Source organism: Actinomyces sp. oral taxon 170 str. F0386 (assembly GCF_000195595.1).
Classification (GTDB): domain Bacteria; phylum Actinomycetota; class Actinomycetes; order Actinomycetales; family Actinomycetaceae; genus Actinomyces.
Window position 1 is genome coordinate 1 of sequence record NZ_GL882560.1, and the last position, 2,025, is coordinate 2,025.

General features: G+C 66.7%; 2 protein-coding genes. One reads left to right on the forward strand and one right to left on the reverse strand.

Features of this window, described 5'->3' with window-relative positions:
* Positions 1-72: 72 nt before the first annotated feature.
* Positions 73-1,164: an alpha/beta hydrolase gene (locus HMPREF9056_RS11040; protein WP_009405064.1), complete on the reverse strand. Its 1,092-nt coding sequence runs from the start codon at positions 1,162-1,164 to the stop codon at positions 73-75.
* A gap of 188 nt (positions 1,165-1,352) precedes the next feature.
* Here HMPREF9056_RS11040 and HMPREF9056_RS11045 point away from each other — a divergent pair.
* The coding region (locus HMPREF9056_RS11045; protein ID WP_034514482.1) for a FadR/GntR family transcriptional regulator at positions 1,353-2,025 on the forward strand (673 nt) is incomplete at its 3' end.

Genomic DNA, 2,025 nt, shown 5'->3' on the forward strand with positions numbered 1-2,025 from the left:
CGGCCCGGGCCGGAGACGTCCAGGCCTACCGCCAGGCCACCACCCGGCACTACGCCCCACTCCTAGCCTCTCTCACCTGAGTCGGCCGGCGGAGTACTCCTCCGTCAGGGCCGGATAGGTCCCGGCCTGCGCCACGGCCACGACGTTGAGACGCGGGTCCTCTGGACGAAGCAACCTGTCCACCCACAGATCGCGCGCTGCAGTGAGTCCCTGCGCGAGCCAGCGCGCGTTGACGAACTCCATGGCATGCGTGCCTCCGGGGTAGACGTGCAGCTCGGCATCACCACCATCACGCCACACCCTGGTAGCAAAGGCGACATCCTCGTCCCGAAAGACCTCGGCGGACGCCACAGAGATGAACAGCGGTGGCAGCCCGCCCAGCCACGCGGCACGGGCGGGCGCCTCGTAGGAGGTGACCAGATCCGTACCGCGCCGTTCCCCCAACGCAGCATCCCAGGCCACGTCGTTGTACGACGTCGGCCAGGTGCCGTCATCGGGGTACTGGCGCGCCGAGACCGAGTCCTGCCAGTCAGGCATTCCGGTGCGGTCATCCAGCATGGGGTAGTCCAGCAGCCCGCCGAGGACGAGCGGCCCCTGTCGGTCTCGCGCCATGAGCAGCGTGCCAGCACTCAGCCCTCCACCGGCACTTGGCCCGACGACGACGACGCGACCTGGATCGACGCCGAGGTCCTCGGCATGCTCAACCGCCCAGCACAGCGTGGCGTAGCAGTCCTCGACGCCGGCGGGCGCCGGATCCTCCGGAGCCAGACGGTACTCGGGACTGACAATGACACCCCCGTACCGCCGCAACCATGGGACAATGGTCAGCAGACCGTTGAAACGACACCCCATGATGAGCCCTCCCCCGTGCAGTGAAAGGAACAGGGGACCAGGCCGGCCGCAGGAGACGTCCCGGACACTCCGAGCGACCGTCGCAGGAAACGTCGTCCCATCCTCGCGAACGACCTCGACGTCCTCCAGGTCGATATCGGGATGCCTGATGAGGAACCCCTCTCGGACCTCGTCAGCGGGAACGCGCCAGCTCGGGATGTTCCGCATCGTCATGGTCCGGAAGACGCCGAGTGGTTGGATGCGCTCGAGCAGGGCGGCAGTGGCACTGTCATAGGGAGGACGGGCGGGGAGCACCGCATGCGTGTCGGACATGCCGCAACTGTTGCACCGTGAGTGTTGTAGCAGCAACTCGCTCACAATCGCTCACTAGTCCGCGGTGTGGAGCACCGCTGCCCGACGACGCCCCGATGGCGACAATCGTCCGGGGCTCCGGCAGTAAGAGGATATGTACGGGCAGGCATTCACGAGCGCACATGCACCGAAAGTCGGACAATAGGGCCATGCAGACGTCCCGCGGTGTCATGTCCGGCCTCACCACCAGTCCTATGACTCAGTCCTCCACAGCAATCGTCGAGATCAAGAACTACATTCTCGCCAAGGGACTGCAGCCGGGTGATGCGTTGCCGACGGAGTCGCAGCTGTGCGCCGACCTGGGCGTGTCCCGCTCCTCCGTGCGCGAGGCCGTGCGCACCCTGGTCGCCCTCGACATCGTCGAGGTCCGCCACGGACACGGCATGTTCGTCGGCAAGGTCTCCATGCGCCCCATGGTCGAGTCCCTCGTCTTCAGAGGCCTGCTCAACCCCGGAGACGACCACCGCGGACTGCGCGACATCGTCGAGGTCCGCATCACCCTCGACAACGCCCTGGCCGGCCCCGTCACCCACGCCTGGAAGAACCGACAAGACACCGAGCTCGACACTGTTGTCGACCAGATCGAGGAACTCGCCTCGAAGGGCGAGCTCTTCACCGAGCAGGACCGCCGTTTCCACATGCGGCTGCTCGAGCCCTTGGACAACCACCTCTTCCTGCACCTGACCGAGGCCTTCTGGGCCATCCACACCCTGACCGTCCCCCTCCTGGACAACCCCACCAGACCCGAGGACATCATCAGCGCAGCGAAGGCTCACCGGGCCATGCTCCAGGCGGCCCGGGCCGGAGACGTCCAGGCCTACC